Source organism: Sphingomonas sp. Leaf28, from assembly GCF_001421685.1.
Classification (GTDB): domain Bacteria; phylum Pseudomonadota; class Alphaproteobacteria; order Sphingomonadales; family Sphingomonadaceae; genus Sphingomonas; species Sphingomonas aurantiaca.
Map to the genome: position 1 here is coordinate 793,847 of NZ_LMKX01000007.1, position 21,405 is coordinate 815,251.

Genomic DNA, 21,405 nt, shown 5'->3' on the forward strand with positions numbered 1-21,405 from the left:
TCCGGCGCCGACCGAGGATCGACCGAACGCCGTGGCTCTACGCAAGGATATCTGGCGCCCCGCCATCGTGATGGCGACCGCGGAGGCGATCATCGCCAAGGGGTCGATCGCGGGCTTTCCGCTGATGTGGCTGCCACCGATGGGCAGCTTCCAGTTCCTCGCCGACCCGTTCGGGCTGTGGCGCGACGGGCGGCTCTACGTGTTCGTCGAGACCTATGACTATCGCGTGCGGATCGGTGCGATTGAGGTGCTCGTCTATGATGCGGACTTCCGCTTGGTCGACCGCCAGCCGGTGTTGGCCGAGCCGTGGCATCTGTCCTACCCGCTGGTCTTCGAAGCCGAGGGCGAGACGTGGATGTTGCCCGAGGCGCATCGCTCGAACCGGCTGACGCTGTACCGCGCGGTCGATTTCCCGACCCGGTGGGAACCCGCGCACATAATCGAGCTCGATCACGTCGCAGTCGACGCAACCCCGGTCTTCCACGACGGCAAATGGTGGCTATTCTACACATCAGCCGACCGAGAACCCGACAAGATGACCGCGCTCCACGTCGCGCATGCCGAGCGGCTGGCGGGGCCGTGGACGCCGCATCCGGCAAACCCGGTGCGCGTCGATGTCGCGAGCGCGCGACCCGGGGGGATGCCGCGCGTGATAGACGGGCGGATCGTTCTGCCGGTGCAGGATTGCAGCCACACCTATGGCGGCGCGATCCGGCCGCTGACGATGACCGTGCTGACGACCGAGGCGTTCTCGGCGGAGGTCGGCGACGCGCTGGTCGCGCCGGCATCGTGCGCGCCGTTCGTCGAAGGGCTGCACACGCTGGCCGCTGCGGGGCCGGTGACGCTGGTCGACATGAAGCGGACCGAATTGTCGCTCCACGGCCTCTCGATCGAAGCGGTGCGTGAGGTCAGGAAGCTCGGCCGCGCGATCCGAACGCGCGCATCCGCTCGAGGATAGCGCGCCCGGTCGCCGCGAACCGTTCGGGCCCGAACGTCGCCAACACCCGGGCGCGGCCGGCCTGCCCCATTGCGGCCAGGCGTGGCGGATCGGCCAACAATCTTGACAGTGCGTTTGCCAACGCGACCGGATCGCCGGGCGGAACGGTGAAGCCGGTCTCGCCCTCGACAATGCTGCCGGGGAGTTCACCGACCGCCGAGGCGACGACCGGCAACCCCGCCTGCATCGCCTCGTGCGCGGCGACGCACAGCCCTTCGGATCGCGACGGCTGCACATAGACGTGACAGTCCGCCAGGAACGCCGCCGGGTCCGCGGCATAGCCGGCGAACCGCAGCGTCGTCACGCCAAGCGCCTGCGCGCGGGCGCTCAGGGCGGCGCGCTCCGCACCGTCGCCGGCGATCACCACCTCGTAGCGCGTGCGAGTCTCGACCAGCGCCAGCGCCTCGATCAGCACGTCATAGCCCTTGACCCGGTGGAGCCGGCCCAGGCTGCCAATCCGGACCGTCTGGCCTTCCCGCCACGGCAGCGCCTGCCGAGCGGCGGGATCGGCGCGGAAGATCGACCAGAGGATGAGGCGGTCGGGCGGCACGTGCAACCGCTGCGCGGTGAGCGCGGTGACCGCGGCGGAGTCGCCGACCCACAGCCGCGAGAGACGCTGCATCGCGCGCAGCAGGATCCGGTTGGCGAGCTTGAGGAACGCGGCATGCTGCCAACTCACCACCGGCCAGCCGCGTCGCAGGCCGACGATCTGGCCGAGCAAAGTGGCGCGCGTTAGCGACGTCCACAGGTGCGTCGGCGCCCAGTGCCGCAAGCTCGCGTCGAGCCAGCGCAGCGCGGCGGCGTGATCGGTCTCGCCGCCGTCGCGAACATGCACGTCGAACCCCGCCGCGCGTATCGCCGTCTCGCCGCGTCGATCGCGCGCGGTCAGCGCGAACACCACGACCTCCGCGCCGCCGTCGCGCAACACGCCGAGCACCGCGGGCACCGGCGATGCCGCACCACCGCCTTCGACCGAATTGATCACATAGGCGATCCGTATCGGGGCCGAACTCACGCCCGCACCACCGCGAACAGGTCGAGATACGCTTCGGCGACCGCGCCGATCCGGTGGTGCGCGACCGACGCTGCGAGCTGCCCCGGATCGGGAGGCGATTGGTCCAACATTCGTGCGATCGCCTCCGCGAGCGCGGCGGTGTTGCCAAGCGCGACGACGCTGCCCGCTCCGGCCAAGTCGAGCAACCGCGTCGCCGGGGTGCAATCGGTCGCGACGACCGGCCGCCCCGCCGCCAGCGCCTCGACCAGCACCGCGGGATACCCCTCGAAATCGGATGCCAGCACGAACAGCCGCGCGGTATCGAGCCAAGGCCGGATATCGGCGACATAGCCCGCCAGCTCGACACGGTCGGCGATCCCCAGCGCGTCGGCCTGGCGCCGGAGCGCATCCGCCTCGGGGCCGTCACCGACGATCACCAGCCGCCCCGACCCGTCGGGCAGCGCGGCGAACGCTGCGATCAGGCGCGCAAACCCCTTTTCGGGGACCAGCCGACCCGCCGCCAGCACGACCGGTGGCCGGGTATTGGGGATCGGCGTCGGCGGCGGGTTGCCATCCGCCAGCGCGGGCAGCGCGATCGTGGTCGCGATAGCGTTGCGCAGGATCCTGTTGGCCTGATCGCGCGCGACATCGGACAGCGTCACGACCGCCTGCACGCGTCGCAGCAGATAGCGCATCCGATGCTCGAACGCCCATTGCCGCAGCCGTCCGCGTTGCGGCTTGTCGAGTGCGGCGCTCACCTGCGCGACGATCGGGATGCCCGAGCCGCCCAGCGCGGCAGCGACGGGCCAGTGAAAATTGCCGGGGATGAACACGCCGTCGAACGCACGCCACGCAACTAACGCGCGCGCCGCGCGGGCCAAGCGAGTCCGCGAACCCCGGCCGCGCGGTATCGGCGGTTCGGCGAGAATGATCTCGACCCGGTCGCCCGCCAAGGCGCGGAGCGGCCCCGTGTCCGCCCCAGCGAAGATCGTCACCGCCGCTCCACGCTCCGCCCACGCGGCGGCGAGACGGACCGCGACGCGCTCGGTGCCGCCCAGCGCGAAATCATGGAGGACGATGAGGATCGAGGGCGCAGCCATGACCGCGCGGTTAGCGCCGACCCCGCCCCGAAGCCAAGCTTAGTTACGTCGAACCCCCGGTCGAACGATACCCCGCCCGTCTGCGAACGCTATGCATGAGGCGACCCGCAGCCAACTATTGCACTCGATCCTGATAGGATCACTTGGGCATCAACACAGGTAGCAAATCCCGCGACAGTTCGGCTAAGGCCAGTTCATGCAGCAGGACACTTCGGTAAGCCCCTCGGATCATGCAACTTTGCCGCAGCGTGGCATTGCGTCGATCGCCCCCGCGCCGGCGCTGCGCGCCGCCGAACCCTATGCCCGCGACGAACTGCTGCACGAGATTTTCGACGCTACGCGCGCCGCGGATCCCGACGCCGTTGCGCTCCGGCTGATCGGCGCAGACGAGGAACACGACCGCAAGACGCGCTGGACCTACACTGATCTCGCGACGCGCAGCCTCGGGCTCGCGCATCGCCTGCGCGCGATGGGGATCGGCCGTGGCGACCGCGTCGTGCTGTGCCTGCCGCGCGGGCTCGACCAGTATATGGCGATCCTCGGCGTGCTGCGCGCCGGCGCCGCTTATGTACCTGTCGACTGGGGCTATCCGCAGGACCGCATCGACTTCATCGTCGAGGACAGCGAGGCCGCGCTCACGATCACCGTCGCCAGCCGCGTCGGCACTCTGAAGGGCGCCACGCTCGCGCTCGACGCGGCACTTGGCGACTTGGCAGCGGAACCCTCCGAACCGATCGGCCGCGACGTCACGCAGGCCACGCCGCAGGACCTTGCCTACATCATCTACACCTCGGGCACGACCGGCCGGCCCAAGGGCGTGATGATCACGCACGGCAATGCGTGCCACCTCGTCCGCTCCGAAAGCGCGATCCTCGATCTCACCCCTGCCGACATCGTGTTCGGCGGGTTCAGCCTCGCCTTCGACATGTCGGTCGAGACGATGTGGAGCGCGTTCTTCGTGGGCGCCGTCGTGCTGGTCGCGACCGAAGCGCTGGCGACCAGCGGCCCCGATGTCGCGATCGCGCTCGCCGAGGCGGGCACGACGATCTGGCACGTCGTCCCTTCCCTGATCGCGCTTGTTGAGCATCCGGTGCCGACGCTGCGGCTGCTCAACATGGGCGGCGAGGCGTGCCCCGCCGATCTGCCGCGCAGGCTCGCGCGCCCCGGCCTCCGCCTGCTCAACACCTATGGCCCGACTGAGACGTCGGTCACCGCGACCTGGACCGAGGTGTTTCCCGGCAAGCGAATCACGATCGGCAAACCGCTGCCCGGCTACACCGCCTGGGTGGTCGACGAGCACATGCAGCCGGTCGCCGATGGCCAGGAGGGCGAACTCGTCATCGGCGGCCCGGGCGTCGGCGTCGGCTACGTCAACCGCCCCGATCTGACTGCCGAGAAGTTCATCATGACTCCGTTCGACGGCCCCTCGGGCGCGCCGGCGCGGATCTACCGGTCGGGCGATCTGGTGAAGCTCGACGCGGCGGGCGACATCGATTTCGTCGGCCGGATCGACACCCAGGTGAAGATCCGCGGCTTCCGCGTCGAACTCGCCGAGATCGAGGCGGTGATCGGCGAATGGCCGGGCGTCGCACAGACCGTCGTCCAGCTCTTCACCGATGACGACGGCGCGGAGTTCCTCGCCGCCTTCCTGATCGCGCGCCCGGCCGAGGAGATCGACCTTGTCGGCCTCAAGGCGCGCGTCGCCGAGCGGCTCCCCAATTACATGCGCCCTGCGGGCTATCAGTTGCTGTCGCACCTGCCGACGCTCCCCGCCTCCGGTAAGGTCGACCGTAAGGCGCTGGTGAAACCCGAGATCACTGTGACCTCGGACCGCGAGATGGTGCCGCCCGCCACCCTGATCGAGCAAAGCCTGCACCGCGTCTGGAGCGAGGCGTTCGCGCCGCAGCCCGTCTCGGTGCTCGACGACCTGTTCGAGGATCTCGGCGGTCATTCGCTCAAGGCCGCGCGGCTCGTCTCGGCGGCACGCAAGGTCCGCGGGCTCGAAGGGCTCTCGCTCGAAGACGTTTACGCCGCGCCCACCATCCGCGCGCTGGCGCTCCGCATCGGCGGCACCACGCCGGTCGCGATCCTAGACGAGACCAGCTTCCACCACATCGCCCCGTGGAAGCGCCGGCTGTGCGTCGCCGCACAGACGCTCGCGCTGCTGCCGATCTACACGCTGGCGGGGCTCCAGTGGTTCTCGCCCTATCTCGCCTACACGCATCTTGCCGGCGACATGCCGCGGGTCGACGCGCTGATCCTCAGCGGGCTGTTCTTCACGGTCGTACCGATCGCGTCGATGATCCTGTCGATCGCGCTCAAATGGCTGATCGTCGGGCGGTTCAAGGCGGGCGATTACCCGCTCTGGGGCAGCTATTATTTCCGCTGGTGGCTGGTCCGCCGGATCATCGGCGTCACCGCGACGCCGTATCTCGCGGGCACGCCGATGATCCGCGGCTATTACCGGATGCTCGGCGCGACAATCGGCAAGCGCGTCCATATCGGCACCGGGATCATCGATACCGCCGACCTACTGCACGCCGACGACGATTCGATCATCAGCGACCAATCGGTGCTGTCGACCAGCTCGGTTGAGCGCGGGTTGCTCCGCCTCGGTACGGTCACGCTCGGCAAGGGCGCGTTCGTCGGGTCGATGGCGGTGGTCGGCCGCAACGCCGCGCTCGGGGACGATGCGATGCTCGACGACCTGTCCGCGCTGCCCGCCGATACCGTCATCCCGGCAGGCCAGCGCTGGGCCGGCTCGCTCGCCGCGCATGACGGCGATGCGCCACGCCGCCCGGCCAACCCCGCCCCGCGCCGCCTCGGCCCAGCAATAGGCCTGCTGCTCTGCGCGCTGATCCTGCCGCTCGTCGCGATCCTGCCGATCGCCCCCGGGCTGATCGCGCTGATGGAGCTCGACTGGGCGACCAGCGGCTATGCCTATGTCGCGGTCGCGCCGCTGCTCGCGGTCACCTATGTCGTGATGATGTGCGTGTTGACGGTGGCGGCCAAGCGGCTGATCCTCGGCCGAGTTGCACCTGCGACCTATGCGCTGAACAGCGGATTCTACGTCCGCTACTGGTTCGTGCAGCAGATCAACGACCTCGCCTTGCGGCTGCTCCACCCGATCTTCGCGACGCTGTACGTGGTGCCGTGGTACCGCGCGCTCGGCGTGAAGGTCGGCCGTCGCGCCGAGATCTCGACCGCCAGCGCGATCGTGCCCGACCTGGTCGAGATCGGCGAAGAGAGCTTCATCGCCGATTCGGTGATCTTCGGCGCGGCGCGGATTGGCCACGGCACGATCGAACTAGCGCATACCAAAATTGGCCGCCGCAGCTTCATTGGTAATTCCGCGCTGTTGCCCAGCGGCACGCAGATCGGCGACGAAGTGCTCGTCGGCGTCCTCTCGAAGCCGCCGAGCGACCCGTTGCTAGCGACCGAGGCGGGCAGCACCTGGTTCGGCTCGCCCGCGATCAAGCTGCCCGTGCGGCAGGTCAACACGATGTTCGACGAGGGCGCACGGTTCAATCCGTCGCGCGCGTTGATCGCCACGCGACTGTCGATCGAGGCGGTCCGCACCACCTTGTCGCTGACCGCGTTCCTTGTGTTCTTCAGCCTGTTGTTGTCGGTGGTCGGCGATCTCGACGATCTCGACAATGGCGGGCTGGTCATCGCGACGACCTTCCCGTTCCTCTATGTCGGCTTCTGCCTCGCCTGCGGGATCTTCGTGCTCGCGCTCAAATGGCTCGTCGTCGGCCGCTACGAGGTGACCACCGCGCCGCTGTGGAGTACCTTCGTCTGGCGCACCGAACTCGTTACCGCGACCTACGAGAATCTCGCGGTCGCCAACCTGCTCGAACCGTTGCGCGGGACGCCGTGGATCGGTCTGTACCTGCGACTGATGGGCGCGCGGATCGGCAAGCGCTGCTACATCGACACCACCGACCTGACCGAGCACGACCTGGTAGACATCGGCGACGACGTCGCGCTCAACGACTTTGCAGGGCTGCAGACGCATCTGTTCGAGGATCGCGTGATGAAGGTCGGCGCGATCCGCGTCGGCGACCGCGCGACGATCGGCTCGCTCGCGATCGTGCTGTACGATGCCGAGATCGGTGCGGATGCGCAGCTCGGCGATCTGTCGGTGGTGATGAAGGGCGAGACGCTGCCCGACGGCACCAGCTGGGACGGGAGCCCGGCACGGATATCGGTCGCGGCGTGAGCCCGATCTGGCACGACGGTCCGCTCGACACGCTCGCCTGGGACGGCCAGTCGGCAGTCGCATGGAGCGTCGCCGAGACGGGGCCGCTCGCCGCCGGCCAGCAAGGCGACGCACGCGCGATCCGGCACGGTCTGACCTGCGCGCTCCTCCGCAAACTGGCCGGCGGGGCCACCGCCGTTCGGCTGGCTCGCAGCACCGCCGGCGCACCGATCGTTGCCGCGCCCGAGGGCTGGCATCTGGGCCTCTCAAGCCGCGGCGCGCACTGTCTGATCGGCGTCGCACGCGCGCCGATCGCGGTCGACCGCGAAGTCGTCGACGATCACCCGCCGCTCTGGGACATGCTCACCCCCACCGAAGCCGACGCCCTCCGCCGCCTCCCCACGCCCGCCCAACCGCGCGCATGGCTCCGCCGCTGGACGATCAAGGAGGCGCATGCCAAGCTCGTCGGCGAGCCACGCCGCATCCGCCCCGAAGCGATCGAGACGATCGTGCGCGATCCGGTCAACGCCGTGGCGCATTTCGAAGGCACCTCGCGCTGCTGGAGCCGTTCGACCGGCGACGCGATCGAAACCGTCGCGCACTGGAACCGTTGAGTGACCATGATCCTGACCCGCCGCTACGAAACGAAGGACCGCGCCGCCGTCCTCGCCATCTTCGATTCCAACCTCCCCGACTATTTCGGCGCGGGCGACCGCGAATGGCTCGAGGAAACGCTCGACGATCCCGACGGCCCCGCCTTCGTGGTCGACGTCGATGGCATTCCCAGCGCATTCGGCGGCTACGAGATCTGGGAGCATTATGACAAGGCGCTGCTGTTCTGGGGCATGGTCGCACGCGCGCACCATGGCTCGGGGATAGGCAAGCTGCTGCTGTTCGAACGGCTGCTCCATGTCGCGACCAGCGCCGAGCCGGCCACGCGTTACGTCACTGTCGACACCTCGCCGCAGGTCTCGCCCTTCTTCCAGCATTGCGGCTTCGAGCTGACCAGCGTCTGGCCCGGCGGCTATCGCTCCGGCATGGACATGCACGAACTCCGCTTCGATCTCGCCGCGACATCGCCCGCCGACCTTATCGCAGCGCGCGATGCGGCGCTCGCCCGGTGTCTCGCCGGGTCGATGGCAGGGCGGCCATGAGCGCGCGTCTTCCCGATGCTTTGGCCTCGTGGGCGGAGGCCGCGCGCGTCCGATCGCTGAACGCACACGATGTCCGGCCGACGGCACGCTATGTCCTGTGCTGGCTTCAACAGGCATTGCGCGCACGCGACAACCCGGTGATCGACGCCGCGATCTGCCTCGGGAACGATCTGGGGCTCCCTGTGCTCGTCTATCACGGGCTGCGCGAGGATTACCCCTACGCGTCCGATCGCCTGCACCGGTTCATCCTGGGGGCAAGCCGCGATCTCGCGCGCGAATGCCGCCAGCGTGGGATAGCGAGCGTCACCCATGTCGACCGCGCGGAAATGCGCGAAAAGGGGCTCGTCTATCGTTTGGCCGCAGACAGCGCCGCGGTACTGGTCGAAGATCAGCCGACCTTTGTGGCGCGCTGGCAGTCGGAGCGGTTCGCCGCTCGAACCGATCGCGTGGTATTTGCCGTCAACGCCGCCTGCCTCGTGCCGCCTGCACTGTTGGGCGACGATATCGGCTCTACCAGCGCATTCCGACGCCGTCATGAGGCCGTCCGCGCGGACTGGCTGGTCGCGTCGGACGTCAGGCCGTCCGTCCCCGCCTATGACGGCCCTCTCCCGTTTACGCCCGATCGGCTGGCTACGGATGCCGAGATTGACTGTCTGGTCGCCGCGGCAGCGATCGACCATTCGCTGCCGCCCAGCGCGATGTTTCCGCTCGGACGCGACGGCGCGGTGGCGAAGCTCGAACGGCTGATGGACGCGGTGTTGCCGACCTACGCGGCCGTGCGCAACGATGCGACCAACCCGGCCGGCGCGAGCACGCTGTCGCCCTATCTCCATTTCGGCATCGTCGGCCCGCGCGAGATCATGGCGACGGTCGCGGCCGCGGACGCGCCCAAGGGCGCCAAGAAAAAATTCACCGACGAACTGCTCACATGGCGAGAATGGTTTCAGTACCAGGCGCGCGCGCTGGCCGCGCCCGAAGCCTATGACCGGATCCCGGCATGGGCACGCGACACGCTGGAGGCGCACGCCACCGACCCGCGGCCGGAGCTCGAGACGCTCGACGCGCTGCTGCACGGCGAGACTCGCGACGAAAGCTGGAACGCCTGCCAGCGCCAGTTCCTCGTCGATGGATGGATGCACAACAATCTGCGCATGTACTGGGGCAAGCGGATCATCGCGATGACGCCCGACCCGCAGACCGCCTGGGCGACCGCGTGCTATCTGAACGATAGGCTCAGCCTGGATGGCCGCGATCCCTCCACCTATGGCAATATCGCGTCGTCGTTCGGCGACGGGTCGCCCGGCAAGGACGGTCCTCCCATCTACGGCAAGGTGCCCACCCGGTCGGACGGATCGACCCGCCACCGCACCGGCGGTCCCGAATGGCTGCACGCCGCCGCCACGCGATCGCGACCCGAACTGACGGTTCCGGACGCCGTGCCGACCGACCTGTATCTAGCCGGAAAGCCCCAGCGCTAGCGACGCTTTACCCCGGGTCAGCCGGCTGCCCCCGTGCGCGACGCAACATGCGGACATCGCGGGATATCTTCTGCGTCGTGCGGTTTCCGTCCGAGAATAAAATCATCGCGGAATCGCGCATCTCATGGCGCGTCGGCACGTTACCACGACATGAGCCATACAGCGGATGTCCGATATCTCTACCGCCCGATCACCGATCGCCCCGACTATGACTGGCCCGAGGGCAAAAGGCTGGCAATTTACCTCGGCGTCAATCACGAGGTTTTCGACTTTGGCGGTGGCCTGGGGGCGGAGCTGGCGCCGTCGCAGACCGATCCGGACGTCATGAACTATGCGTGGCGCGATTATGGCAACCGGGTCGGCGCGTGGCGGTTGTTCGATCTGTTCGACAGGCTCGACCTGCGCACGACCGCGCTGCTGAACGCCGACATCCTCGATTGCTGTCCGGGGCTCGCCGAAGCCTGTCGCGATCGCGGCGACGAGATCGCGGCACATGGCCGCTCCAATGCCGTGGCGCAGGGCAAGATGTCCCGCTCGGACGAACGCAGCATGATCGCGGACGTCACGCAGCGCTTGGCTTCGCTCGGCGTCCGTCCGACGGGATGGCTTGGCCCCTGGATCTCGGAGAGCAACGACACCCCCGACCTGCTCGCCGAAGCCGGATATCGCTATGTGCTGGACTGGGCGCATGACGACCAGCCGACCCGCCTCGCGACCGCGGAGGGCAGCCTGTTGTCGATCCCTTATTCGCAAGAGATCAACGACTTGCCCGCCGTGATCCAGCGCCATCAGGAAGCCGAAGGCTTTGCCGGCATGATCCGCGCGGCGGTCACGCAACTGCTATCAGAAAGTGACCGCCGCCCCTCGGTCCTGGGGATCGCCTTGCATCCGTACATCATGGGTCAGGCGCACCGCGTCCCCGCGCTCGCCGGCATCTTGCAGGAACTGCGCGAGGTGAACGACCCGCGGATCTGGTGGACGACGGCAGGCGCGATCGCCGAGCATGTCGAGACGCACGACCTGGCGGTCTGACCGCCGCCAATCCTAGCGGCGACGGTCGGCGATGTACCGATTGACCTGCTCATCGAGCACATCCAACGGCAGCGCGCCTTGGCTCAGGATCGCCTCGTGGAAGTCGCGAATGTCGAAGCGGTCGCCGAGCTCGCGCTTTGCCCGATCGCGCAGCTCTGTGATCTTGAGCTGGCCGACCATGTAGCTGGTCGCCTGCCCCGGCCAGTTAAAATAGCGATCGACCTCGCGACCGATATCCGTCTCCGACACCGAGCTGTTCGCCTTGAAATACGCGATCGCCTGTTCGCGGGTCCACCGCTGCGAATGAATGCCGGTGTCGAGCACCAGCCGGATCGCGCGCCAGACCTGGAGCGACAGCATGCCGAACCGGTCATAGGGAGTCTTGTACACGCCCATCTCGTTGGCGAGCCGCTCCGAATACAGCCCCCACCCTTCGACATACGCGCCATAGCCGCCGAACTTGCGGAACTTCGGAATGCCGACGAGCTCCTGCTGGCGCGCGATCTGGAAGTGGTGGCCCGGCGCCCCCTCGTGCGCGGCGATGCCGGCAACCTGCACCTTCTGCGTCTGGTTCATGTCGACCAGATTGACATAATAGATGCCGGGGCGCGCGCCGTCGGCAGAGGGCGGATTGTAGAAGGCGGTCGACGCGGTCCCCTCGCGCCACTTCTCCACCGCGCGAACCTCGAGCGGTGCCTTGGGCAGCGTCCTGAAATAGCGCGGCGCGGCGGCCATGACCGAGGCGATCACGCCGCGCGCGTCGCCCAGATACTGTTCACGGCCCGCCGCGGTATTGGGATATTTGAACTTCGGATCGGTGCGGATCCGGTCGAAGAACGCCTCGAGCGTACCGGTAAACCCGACCTCGCGCTTGATCGCTTCCATCTCCTGACGGATCGCAGCGACCTGCTTGAGGCCCAGCGCGTGGATCTGGTCCGCAGTCAAATCGGTCGTGGTCGATGTCTTGAGCCGGTCGGCATAATAGGCCACGCCGTTCGGCAGGCTCCAGGCGCCAAAATTACCCTTCGACTGCGGCTCGTTCTCGTCGAGCGCGGCAAGCAGCACGCCGTAGCCGGTGCGGAACGGCCCCGTGAGTGCCGCGCGGCCGTCGGCCAGCAGCTTCGCCTTGACCGCGGCGGGTGCGGACAGTGCGCCGACCTTCTTGCGGAAGTCCGCCCAGACGCTCGAATCCGCGCCGGTATCGAACGGCGCGCCGGTCACGATCGCCTTGGCGTCAGCGCGCGCGGGGGCAAAATTGACCTTGTTCGGAATGATGCCCGCCGCCGCCTGCGTCCGCATCGTCGCGGCTACCTCGCGCATGACACGTTCGGTATCGCGAAGGCGCGCGACATAAGCCGTCGCATCGGCGACCGTATCGACCTTGTGGTTGTTGATGAGGAGGACGGGGATCTCGCCCGCCGGGCTGCCGTTGGTCGATACGGGAAACCGCAGCTTGCGGAACTGCAGCGACTGGCGGCCGCGCTCGACCTCATATTCGAACAGGCGGTAGCTTACGCGGGCGCTCTCGCCCAGGTCCGCCGGTTTGAACTGCGCGTGCATCGCCGCCAGTTGCCGCTCGGCGAGCGCCTCGGCGCGCAGCGATGCAGCGTCGGTATAGTCGTCGAGCCGGTCATAGTTGGTCTTGAGGCCGAGCTGCGTCTGCGATTCCGGGCTCAGCGCGAGTTGCTCGTCATATGCCCGATCGAGAAACGCGAGCAGCGCTGCGTCCTGCGTGACCGCTTGCGCTGGCGCTTGCGGCGCGGCGAGATTGGCCTGGAGCAGCGGGACGGCGGGAAGCAGGGCGAGGGCTAAAGCTAAACGCATGAAATCTCCGATCGACCCGCTTATCGCGCCGCGTCGGAGATAGTGCAATCGGCTCTGGCGCTCGTCCAGTCCGACCGCAAACAGGAAGTCGGGCGGCCGGTACTGAACCGGCCGCCCTTGGGATCAACGCGCCGTGCCGCGACGAACGATGTTGACGATCGCCAGCAGGATCACCGCGCCGACGAGCGAGATCAGGATCGACTGGATGTTGATCGCACCGTCCATGATCGACGCGCCACCGATCAGCGGCGTGATCAGTAAACCGGCGAGAAGCGCGCCGACGATGCCGACGACGATGTTGAGGAAGATGCCCTGTTGCGCGTCGGTCCGCATGATCATGCTGGCAACCCAGCCGATGAGGCCGCCGACGACGAGAAGGATGATGAGGTTCATTGAAAGCGCTCCTGGACGATGATGGTACGAATGCCTCAACCCCCACACCGCCCGATACGTTCACTTCGCGCGCACCAACCCGATTTTCAGATTGGTGCACCGATACCAGTGCCGTTGGTATATTTCTGCCACGACGTGTGGAACCGGAGTGCCCCGCGCGACGCTAAGCGAGCATGATCACGCCCTCCGCAAAGCCGCTGCACGCGCCAACGCTGCACCATCTCGAACAGCTGATGACCGGGTTGCTGGAGGGCGTGATCCTGATGGATCCGACCGGGGTGATCCTCAGCGCCAACCCAGCCGCGCTCGCCATGCACGGCGTGAAAGCGGTCGAGGATCTCGGTGACACAGCCGATGCCTATGCGTCGCGGTTCCGCCTGCGGTACCGCGATCGCCGCACGCTGCCGCGCCGCGACTATCCGTTGATGCGGCTGCTTAAGGGAGAGAGCTTCCCCGATCTCATCGTCGAGGTCACGCCGGTCGACGCGGATGAGCCGTGCTGGGTGCATCAGGTCCGCGACATCGTCATGGACGAGGATGGCGGCGAGCCGGACTGCCTGGGTCTGGTCATCAACGACGTGTCCGAACGGTTCGATGCGGAGGATCGGTTCGAGGCGATGTTCCACGCCAACCCGGCCCCCGCGTTGATCCTGCGCGTCGCCGACCAGCGCTATGTTCTCGTCAACCAGGGCTTTCTCGACCTGTCAGGCTATGGCCGCGACCAGATCGTCGGCAAGACGCTGTTCGACTTCGACTTCCTCGCCGATGTCGAACGCAAGCCGTTCGTGAAAACGCAGGTCGCAGCGGGCGAGACGATCCCGCAGCTCGAAGCGGAATTGCCGCGCGCCGGCGGCGAAACGACGCTCGTCATCCTCGCGGGCCAGCCGATCGAGGTCGCCAATCAGGACTGCCTGTTGTTCACCTTCGCGGATCTCGAACCGCGACGGCGTGCGGAACATGCGTTGAAGGCGAGCGAGCGCCACTTCGCGTCGGTCTTCGCGATGGCGCCGGTCGCGATGGTCGTGACCGAGGTGGAGGGGCAGATTTTCGAGATCAATGCCGCGTTCCGGACGCTGACCGGGTATGATGACGAGGCCGTGGCGGGGCGCGTCGCGGACGACCTGCAGCTGTGGAACGACGCCGCGCAGCGCCAGGAACTGGAGGCCGAAATCGCCGCGCGGAGCGGGTTTCGCAACCGCGACGTTCAGCTGCTGCACAAGACCGGCGCCACTATCGACTGCCTGGTGTCGGCCGAGCAAATTAGCGTCGACGGGACGCCCTGCGTGCTGTGGCTGTATCAGGACATATCTGCGCGCCGCCGCGGTGAACTCGCGCTGGTCGAGGCGATCGATGCAGTGATGAAGGATGCCAACTGGCTGAGCCGGTCGATCATGGACAAGCTGGCGACGCTGCGAAATCCGCGATCGCAGACGCAGGCCCCGGCCCCCGCGGTCGAGCTCAGCAAGCGCGAACGCGAGGTGCTCGACCTGATCTGCCAGGACATGGACGATGCAGCGATCGCGGAGCGGCTCGAGCTGTCGCGCAACACCGTGCGCAATCACGTCGCGCGCTTATACGCCAAGATCGGCGTGAACCGACGCAGCGCCGCGATCGTCTGGGCCCACGAGCGCGGCGTTGGCGCCTGAATGAAGCGCCAGTCCGCGCGTCAGACGAGGGCCCGTACCGCCCTCGCCAACGCGTCCATGTCGGCCATCGTGTTGAACAAGCCGGGCGTCACGCGCACGCACGCTCCGGAGGCCAAACCTTCGCGGTGGACCGTGAAGATGCCGAAGCGGTCGAGCAGCGTCCGCGCGAGCGCTACATTGTCGGCCGTGCTCGTCTTGCCGGCTAGACGGAACGAGGTGATGCCCCCGTGCAACGCCGGATCGGTGGGCGTCAGCACCTCGATCCCGGGGAGCGATGTCACCCGGTCCACCCAGCGATTGCGCAGCGCGGCCAGGCGATCCGCCCGCCGCTTGCGCCCGATACCCGCCTGGAACGCGAGCGCGGCAGGCACGCTCAACGGCGCGGCGAAATCTACAGTGCCGGTGTGGATACGCGCCTCGATCGTGTCGCGGTCCGAGGCGGAGTTTGCCGCGTCCCGATCGATCGCCGAAAGCGCCGCACGCCTGATGTGGATCGCGCCGACGCCGAGCGGTGCGCCAAGCCATTTGTGGCAGTTGATGCCGACATAGTCGCACTCGAGATCGGCGAGCGTCATGTCGAGCTGGCCCCAGCTATGCGCGGCATCGACGATCGTCGCGATACCGCGCGCGCGCGCCAGCGCGGCGATCTCTCGGACCGGCAGGACGAGTCCGGTGCGATGGCTGCACTGCGTCAGCAGGATGAGCTTGAGCCGCGGGTTCGCGGCCATCGCCTGCGCATAGGCCTCGATCAGCGACGCGCGCGTTGCCGGCTCGGGCAGCGCGATCCGCAGCACCGACACGCCGCGGCGCGCCTTCAGACTTTCCATGCATGCCTGCATGCTGTCGTAATCGAGATCGGCGTAGAGCACCGCATCGCCCGGCGTCAGCCGGTTATAGCCGAGAATGAGGGCCTTGAGCGCCTCGGTCGCGTTGCGCGTGAACGCTACCTCGTCGGGCGCGACGTGCAGTTCGGCGGCCAGCGCATCGCGCGCCGCGCGCCAGTCTGCGAGCATGCCGCGCCTCGTGTAATAGCTCGTGTCGCGGTTCACGCGTGCGACATTGTCCTGATAGGCTTCAAGAACGGGGCGGGCCATCATCCCCCAATTGCCGTTCTCGAGCTGGATGACCTTGCGGGTCACGTCATACTGCGACGCGACGTTCTTCCAGAAGAGTGCGTCCCCCGTCACCGCGCCCTGCGACGAAGGACCGGCCGGCGACGCACTGGCGCGCGCGATCGGCAACACCGCGGCACCGGTGAGAAACAGGCGGCGGTCGACGACATACCGCATCACAAGTTCATCCCCAAGCGAACGTAATATTGCCCACCATCGGTATCGTAGGGTGCGTTGCGCGAGTAGATCAAGCCACGAACCGCCTGGTTCGTCGCCTCCGCCGGATAGGTGTTGGCGACGTTCTCCGCCCCCACGCGCACGGTGAAATGCCCGCCGAACGGGTAGCTGGCGGAGACGTCGAACAACGCGATCGAACCGAACTGCTGAAACAGTTCGCCGGTCGCGTTGCCCGTGACGTCCGTCCACGCCCCGTAATAGCGGGCTCGGGCGAGGAACGAGACCGCGCCGATATCGTAGCCGAGCGTCGCAGTGCCGTTATGCCGGGGCAGCCGCTCCTCGAAGATGCGGCGTTGCGTCTCGTTCGGGATCGCGGCGCTGACGCCGCTGCCGACCTTGGTCTGGTTGTAATTGTAGGCGAGGCTGAGGCTGGCGCGACCCGGTCCGACGCGATGCGCGTAGGACAGCACGGCATCGATCCCGCGCGTGCGCGTGTCGAAATCGTTGGTGAAGTACGACACCGCCGTGAAGCGTTGCGGATTGGCGAACGTCGCCGGCACCGCGAAGGTCTGCGACTGGCTGAAGCGATTGTCGACATCGATCTGATACGCATCGACCGACCCGGTAAGCCCGAAGTGCGTCTGGAACGTCAGCCCCGCGGTACCGGTCTTCGACGTCTCGGGCGTCAGTGGCTTAGCCCCCAGGGCGATCGCCAGCGGATCGCTCGGCGACAGGCGGCCCTGATTGAAGACTTGCAAGGTCGTCGTGTCGAGTCCCTGCGTGGTCTGCGACGTGTTGAGCTGCGCCGGGGTCGGTGCGCGGAAGCCGGTCGAGTAGGTCCCGCGTGCCGCGATCCCCTTGATCGGTTCGAACCGGGCGGACAGCTTGTAGTTGAACGTGTCGCCGAATGCGGAGAAATCCTCGTACCGGCCGGCGGCGCCCAGCGTCACCGTCTCGACCGGCTGCCATTCGAGATCGAGATAGCCTGCATAGCTGGTCTGATCGAACACCCCCGCAAGGCTCGGGCTGAAGCCCGGAAAGCCGTTGGAATTGGGCGCGAGCCCCGTCGCCGCACCCGCACCGATCGCATAGGATGCGGGATCGCCCGCCGAGACTTCGTACGTCTCGCGACGCCGTTCCGCGCCGAATGCGACGTTGACCGGATGCGCGGTGCCGACCGGCAGGCGATAGACGAAATCGGCGTTCAGGTTGAACTCGCGCTGTTCGAGCTGGCCCAGATAGAAGCTGGTCGGGCTGGCGGGCCCGAGCGACGCGTTCAGGCTTTCTTTGAGCGTGTAGGCGATGCGGCTGCGACCGACCGCGGCGCTGAGATCATAGCTGAACCGATCGCTCAGCTCGCCCCGCAGCCCGCCATCGCCCTGATAATCGCTGAACGTCGTACCGAAGCGCGGGGTGAAGCCGACCGGATAGACGCTGCGGAACGAGAAGCCGGGAAACGCGCTGCTGGGATTGTACACCGTGCTGGTGCCGGCCGGGTTGCGCCAGTTGAAGTCGGTGACGCCCTCCCCCTGTTGCGCGGTGCCGAACAGATACAGCGTGGCGGCGTCGGCGAATGCATAATGCGCGTCGATCGCACCGCGGATCCGCTCTTCGTCGGGCTGGCCCCAGCGTTGCACGGGGTTGGGGACGACCAGGCCAGGATTGGCGGCCTGGAACGCGAGCGCGTCGGGCCGCTGGCGGGTGCGCGAGGTGGCCTCCGAATGATCATATTCGCCGGTGACGACGATCGCGCCGCGATCCCCCAGCGCGATACCGCCGCGCGCGCCGGTCTGATATTCGTTGCCGTCGCCTTTGTAATATTGCGAGACCTGGCCGAACGCCTCCATCCCCGCGGTATCGTCGAGGATGATGTTGACGACGCCAGCGATCGCATCCGAGCCATATTGGGCCGAGGCGCCGTCGCGCAGAACTTCGATACGCTTGATCGCCATAGAGGGAATTCCCGCAAGATCGGGGGCCTGTGCACCGCGCGTGCCGAGCAGTGCCGAGCGGTGATAGCGCTTGCCGTTGACGAGCACGAGCGTCTGGTCGGCGGACAGGCCGCGCAACGTGGCCGGGCGGACGAACGCCTGGCCATCGGCGGCGGGGAGCCGCTGGACGTTGAACGACGGCAGCAGCTGCGCCAGCGTGTCCGACAGGTCACCCGAGACGCTCGATCGCACCGCGTCGCGCGACAGCACGTCGACCGGGGCCAGCGTGTCGAACTGGGTCCGCGAGCGATCGCGCGTGCCGGTGACGACGATCAGGCTGTCCGCCGCGTTCGCATCGTCGCCGGGCTGCGGCACCGTCTGGGCAAAGGCGGACGAGCTGGCGATCAGCGCGACCAACGCGCTGCAGGTGATGAATTTCATGATGCCCCTGGGGTTGCCGGACTGGATCCGCCGGTTCGGGAGCGGGCTAGCCACGCCGCCTTTCACGATCGTGACGATACTGGTGCAGATTGATGACATGGGACGGGCCGAGCCACCGCGGGCACCGGCGGAACCCGAGCGTCGCTAAAGTCTTTGGGACGACAGCAAGGAGTTTTGCCATGTCGTTGATTACCCGCCGCCAAGGTCTCTGGACGCTCGCAGGGGGCGTCGTCGCTGCGACGGTGATCGGCACGCGCGCCATGGCGCAGGCCATGCCCAAACCCGCGGCGCAGACGTTGGCGCTGATCGAGAAGAACGAAGGCCGCGTCGCCTTCTACGCGGTGCCGAGCGGGAAGCGCGTCGGCGTCATCGCGCTGGGCACGCAGCCGCACGAGATCGTCGCCGATCCCGCCGGGCGATATGCGTTCGTCGGCGATTACGGCGTGGAAACCTGGAAGGCGCCGGGCGCGGGCGGCCACCGGATCTGGGTGATCGATCTCGAGAAGAAGACGCTGGTGCGGTCGATCGACCTCGCGCCCTATGGCCGGCTCCACGCCGTCAGGATGGACTCGCGGGGACGGCTATACGTGCTGTCGGAGAAGGACAGCGTGCTCGCGCGCTTCGATACGCCGGCGACAGACGAAGCGCCGTCGCGACTGGTACCCGTCACCGGCGTGCGAAGCCACTATCTGATTATCCGCCGCGACGGCACGCGCGCCTATGTCGCCGATACGCTGAGCGGCGGGGTGATCATGGTCGATCCGGACGACATGAGCGTGGCGCCGGTCCGCCGGCACATCGGCGTCGCGCCCGAGGCAATGACGCTGAGCCGCGACGAACGCACGCTGTTCGTGATCGACCGGCCAAGCGGCACGCTGCACGCGCTCGATGCGACGTCGCTGGCCCCGCGGATGCAGCGAACGATGCGCGGCGAAGCGGTCCGGATCGTAACGCAGACCGATGGCCGGCTGATCGTGTCGAACACGCAGGACAAGAGCCTGTCGCGGCTGAACCCGACGACCTTGGCGGAGGAGGACTATCTTTCGCTGCCAGCGGCGGCACCGGGCCTGACGATCGTCGGCGACACACTCTATGCCGCGTTGCAGACCGACCGGGTGGCGATCGTCGACCTGCGCGCTTGGCAGGTCGTCGGGGGTTTCGCGACCGGATCGGCACCGGACTCCGCGGTGCTGATCCGGTAAGGCCGCCGAGCCCCCGGATCAGCACCGCGAGCTGGTCAGGCCTTCCTCAACTGCTTGACCGCGTGATCCGCCGCACGCGCGGTCAGTGCCATGAAGGTCAGCGACGGGTTCACGCACGAGATCGACGCCATCTGTGAGCCGTCGGTAACGTACAGGTTGGACGCGGCATGTGCCTGGCTCCACTCGTTGACCACCGATTTGCGCGGATCGCGACCCATTCGTGCGCCACCCATTTCGTGGATCGCGTCGCCAGGGACGTGTTCGCGTTCGTTGCTCTTGACGTTGGTCAGGCCCGCGGCCTTGAGCATCGCCTCGCCCTGCGTCCGGGCATCCGCCATCATCTTCAGTTCATTGTCACGGAAGGTCACGTCGAAGCGGGCCAGCGGGACACCGAACCGGTCGACCTTCGATGCGTGCAGCGACACCTTGTTGTCGGCATAGGGCAGGCATTCGCCGAACGCGCCCATGCTGAACCGCCACGGCGCGTATTTGCGCATGCCCTGCTTCATCGATGCGCCGAACCCGACCGGCGCCGCAGGATTGCGGAAGGCGCTGCCCTGATAACCATAGCCGCGCTTGAAGCCGACATCCTCGGTGCCGCCGATATTGCGGAAGCGCGGGATATAGACGCCGCCCGGACGGCGGCCGAATTCGATGAATTCCTCCATCCCCGGAATGTCGCCCTCGACGCCGACGCGGAAGATGTGATCCATCACGTAGCGCCCGAGCGTCCCGCTATCGTCGAAATAGCTGCGGTCGCTGCCCGGCGCGCGCGAGTTGAGCAGGATCTGTGTCGAGGCGATCGTCGAGGCGCAGAGGAAGACGAGATCGGCCTGCACGGTTTCGGCCTGGCCGGTCTTCGCATCAATGTAGCGGACGCCGGTGACCTTCTTGCGCTTGGCGTCGTAGACCAGGTTGGTGACGACCGAGTCCGATTTCAGCGTCAGCCGGCCGGTCGCGCGTGCGGCGGGCAAGGTGACGGCCTGCGTCGAGAAATAGGCACCGAACGAACAGCCATTGCCGCACTGGTTGCGGAACTGGCACTTGGTGCGGTTCTGGTCGGGCTTGTCCTCGGTCATGTTGGACAGCCGCGTGTTGATCAGCTTCCGCCCGGGGAACTTGGTCTCGAGGCCCTGTTTCAGCCATTTCTCCGCGACGTTCATCGGCATCGGCGGCTGGAATTCGCTGTCGGGCAGATAGGCGAGGTTCTCGCGCGAGCCCGACACGCCGATATATTTCTCGACATAGCTGTACCAGGGCGCGACGTCGTCATAGCCGATCGGCCACTCGCCATCGATGCCGTCGCGCTTGTTCGCCTCGAAATCCGCCGGGCTCCAGCGGAAGCACCAGCGACCCCAGATCAGCGACTTGCCGCCGACCGCGCCGGAGCGGATCCAGTAGAACTTGCTGCCCTCGTCAAACGCATAGGGGTTCAGCCGGTCGTCATTGTGGAACTCGCGGTTGCTTGGCTGGACATAGCCGTTCTTGGCGATGAAATAGTCGCTGTCCATCAGCGGCTTGGGCATGATGTTGCGCGCGGGCACCTCATAGGCAGGCTTGCCGTCATAGGTGTAGCCCTCGCCATGCTCGACCATCTTGCCGCGGTCGAGCATCAGCACGCGCAGGCCCTTTTCGGTCAGTTCCTTCGCAGCGAAGCCGCCGCTGACGCCCGATCCAATGACGATCGCGTCGAACCTGTTGGTCTCGGCCATGATCTTCCTCT

At 67.2% G+C, this 21,405-nt stretch carries 15 protein-coding genes; 8 read left to right on the forward strand and 7 right to left on the reverse strand.

The features are described 5' to 3' along the window. The first annotated feature begins 31 nt into the window (after positions 1–31). Entirely contained in the window at positions 32–958 is a 927-nt protein-coding gene (locus tag ASE79_RS09960; RefSeq protein ID WP_056415386.1) for a hypothetical protein, read from the forward strand. Here the strand turns inward: ASE79_RS09960 and ASE79_RS09965 are convergent. Together ASE79_RS09965 and ASE79_RS09970 are read right to left on the reverse strand one after the other, a co-directional pair. Then, on the reverse strand, positions 909–2,012 hold the full coding sequence (locus ASE79_RS09965; RefSeq protein WP_235516842.1) for a glycosyltransferase family 4 protein: 1,104 nt from the start codon (positions 2,010–2,012) through the stop codon (positions 909–911). The genes ASE79_RS09960 and ASE79_RS09965 overlap by 50 nt on opposite strands. Then, positions 2,009–3,091 (reverse strand): glycosyltransferase, encoded by a 1,083-nt coding sequence (locus ASE79_RS09970; RefSeq protein ID WP_056415388.1) that lies wholly within the window; start codon positions 3,089–3,091, stop codon positions 2,009–2,011. Before ASE79_RS09970 ends, ASE79_RS09965 begins: the two co-directional genes overlap by 4 nt. A 196-nt stretch (positions 3,092–3,287) precedes the next feature. Between ASE79_RS09970 and ASE79_RS09975 the strand changes: the two genes are divergently transcribed. From ASE79_RS09975 to ASE79_RS09995, 5 genes are all read left to right on the forward strand, one after another. After that, positions 3,288–7,313, forward strand: coding sequence for a Pls/PosA family non-ribosomal peptide synthetase (locus ASE79_RS09975; protein ID WP_056415392.1), 4,026 nt, complete (start codon positions 3,288–3,290; stop codon positions 7,311–7,313). Beyond that, positions 7,310–7,906 carry a 4'-phosphopantetheinyl transferase family protein gene (locus ASE79_RS09980; protein ID WP_056415395.1) on the forward strand — a complete coding sequence of 199 codons (597 nt, stop codon included), beginning with the start codon at positions 7,310–7,312 and terminating at the stop codon, positions 7,904–7,906. The genes ASE79_RS09975 and ASE79_RS09980 overlap by 4 nt, the downstream gene beginning before the upstream one ends. A 6-nt stretch (positions 7,907–7,912) precedes the next feature. Continuing rightward, a complete protein-coding gene (locus ASE79_RS09985) occupies positions 7,913–8,446 on the forward strand; it encodes a GNAT family N-acetyltransferase (RefSeq protein WP_082445247.1) in 534 nt (177 codons plus the stop codon). Next, on the forward strand, positions 8,443–9,924 hold the full coding sequence (locus ASE79_RS09990) for a deoxyribodipyrimidine photo-lyase (protein WP_056415401.1): 1,482 nt from the start codon (positions 8,443–8,445) through the stop codon (positions 9,922–9,924). Before ASE79_RS09985 ends, ASE79_RS09990 begins: the two co-directional genes overlap by 4 nt. Before the next feature lie 150 nt (positions 9,925–10,074). After that, positions 10,075–10,956, forward strand: a complete 882-nt coding sequence (locus ASE79_RS09995) for a polysaccharide deacetylase family protein (protein ID WP_056415404.1) — start codon at positions 10,075–10,077, stop codon at positions 10,954–10,956. A 12-nt stretch (positions 10,957–10,968) separates the two neighbouring features. On the opposite strand, the gene ASE79_RS10000 is transcribed toward ASE79_RS09995, so the two are convergent. Both ASE79_RS10000 and ASE79_RS10005 read right to left on the reverse strand, forming a co-directional pair. Then, positions 10,969–12,780 (reverse strand): DUF885 domain-containing protein, encoded by a 1,812-nt coding sequence (locus tag ASE79_RS10000; RefSeq protein WP_056415407.1) that lies wholly within the window; start codon positions 12,778–12,780, stop codon positions 10,969–10,971. Positions 12,781–12,903: 123 nt separating this feature from the next. Further along, positions 12,904–13,173: a GlsB/YeaQ/YmgE family stress response membrane protein gene (locus tag ASE79_RS10005; RefSeq protein WP_056415410.1), complete on the reverse strand. Its 270-nt coding sequence runs from the start codon at positions 13,171–13,173 to the stop codon at positions 12,904–12,906. A gap of 173 nt (positions 13,174–13,346) precedes the next feature. Here ASE79_RS10005 and ASE79_RS10010 point away from each other — a divergent pair, with 173 nt between their 5' ends. After that, positions 13,347–14,819 (forward strand): helix-turn-helix transcriptional regulator, encoded by a 1,473-nt coding sequence (locus ASE79_RS10010; protein WP_056415413.1) that lies wholly within the window; start codon positions 13,347–13,349, stop codon positions 14,817–14,819. A 20-nt stretch (positions 14,820–14,839) separates the two neighbouring features. Here the strand turns inward: ASE79_RS10010 and ASE79_RS10015 are convergent, their stop codons facing one another. Then, entirely contained in the window at positions 14,840–16,108 is a 1,269-nt protein-coding gene (locus tag ASE79_RS10015; RefSeq protein ID WP_056415416.1) for an aminotransferase class V-fold PLP-dependent enzyme, read from the reverse strand. Next, positions 16,108–18,480, reverse strand: a complete 2,373-nt coding sequence (locus tag ASE79_RS10020) for a TonB-dependent receptor plug domain-containing protein (RefSeq protein ID WP_056415420.1) — start codon at positions 18,478–18,480, stop codon at positions 16,108–16,110. Before ASE79_RS10020 ends, ASE79_RS10015 begins: the two co-directional genes overlap by 1 nt. A gap of 179 nt (positions 18,481–18,659) precedes the next feature. On the opposite strand from ASE79_RS10020, the gene ASE79_RS10025 reads away from it, so the two are divergent. After that, entirely contained in the window at positions 18,660–19,682 is a 1,023-nt protein-coding gene (locus ASE79_RS10025; protein WP_056415422.1) for a YncE family protein, read from the forward strand. A 35-nt stretch (positions 19,683–19,717) separates the two neighbouring features. Here the strand turns inward: ASE79_RS10025 and ASE79_RS10030 are convergent, their stop codons facing one another. Beyond that, the gene (locus tag ASE79_RS10030) at positions 19,718–21,394 is read right to left on the reverse strand and encodes a GMC family oxidoreductase (protein WP_056415425.1); all 1,677 of its coding nucleotides are present in this window, start codon (positions 21,392–21,394) and stop codon (positions 19,718–19,720) included. Positions 21,395–21,405: the final 11 nt, after the last annotated feature.